A 944-nucleotide genomic window follows, 5' to 3' on the forward strand; every position below is an offset into this window, starting at 1 on the left:
AACAAGGAAGACGAGGGCATGGGCCTGTGCGCGGGCGCCCATATGGGCGGCAAACGCCCCGCCATCATCATGCAGAACACCGCCATCGGGGTGACCATCAACACGCTTGCGACCCTGATCCAGTATTACCGCATGCCCCTGCCCATGCTGATCAGCTATCGCGGTGAGCTGCGCGAGCCGGTGGCCTGCCAGGTCGAGATGGCCGTGCACACCAAGGCCCTTCTGGCCCAGATGAACATCCCCACCTACCATTTCCATACGCAAGCGGATGTAGCCGAGTTCGACAACATCCTCAAATACACCTTCATGTGCAACAAACCGGTCGCAATCCTGACCGATGCCAACTTCTGGGGAGGCTACGGCGACCAATGATCCGTTCCGAGATCCTGCGCGAGATCGCGCCCATCCTGAACCCGCACCTTGTTGTCTGTAACATCGGTCTGCCCAGCCAGGAGCTGCATATGATCGACGACAACGAACGCAACTTTTACATGCTGGGCACCATGGGGCTCAGCTCCTCCATCGGCCTGGGCCTGGCCCTGGCCCAGGACAAGACGGTGATATCCATCGACGGCGACGGGTCGGTCCTGACCAACCTCGGCACCCTGCCCACCATCGCCAACAACGTCGCCGACAACTACATCCTGATGATCATCGACAATGGCAGCTACGGCTCCACCGGCGACCAGCCCACCTATGCGGGCAAGAAGACGGCCCTGGAAAAAGTCGCCGCCGCCTGCGGCTGCGAAAACGTGGTGACCTGCCAGGACGTGGACACCGGCAAGGTGCTGCAAGCAGCCATCGACAGCAAAAAAATGACCATCATCGTCGTCAAATGCGACAGCGGAAACATCAAACTCCCCGTCATAACAATGGACCCCGTCGTCATCAAACACAGATTCATGAACGCAGTCACAAAATAAAAAATAAAAAAAACCAGGGGG

The 944-nt window shown here is 58.3% G+C and carries 2 protein-coding genes; both read left to right on the forward strand.

What is annotated here, in order from left to right; translation table 11 throughout:
- Positions 1-372, forward strand: a 372-nt coding sequence (locus Q1A44_RS21840) for a sulfopyruvate decarboxylase subunit alpha (protein WP_299629551.1), incomplete at its 5' end; no start/stop codon positions are given.
- Positions 369-923 carry a sulfopyruvate decarboxylase subunit beta gene (comE, locus tag Q1A44_RS21845; RefSeq protein ID WP_299629559.1) on the forward strand — a complete coding sequence of 185 codons (555 nt, stop codon included), beginning with the start codon at positions 369-371 and terminating at the stop codon, positions 921-923. The genes Q1A44_RS21840 and comE, both read left to right, overlap by 4 nt.
- Positions 924-944: the final 21 nt, after the last annotated feature.

The organism is uncultured Tateyamaria sp. (assembly GCF_947503705.1).
Taxonomy (GTDB): domain Bacteria; phylum Pseudomonadota; class Alphaproteobacteria; order Rhodobacterales; family Rhodobacteraceae; genus Tateyamaria.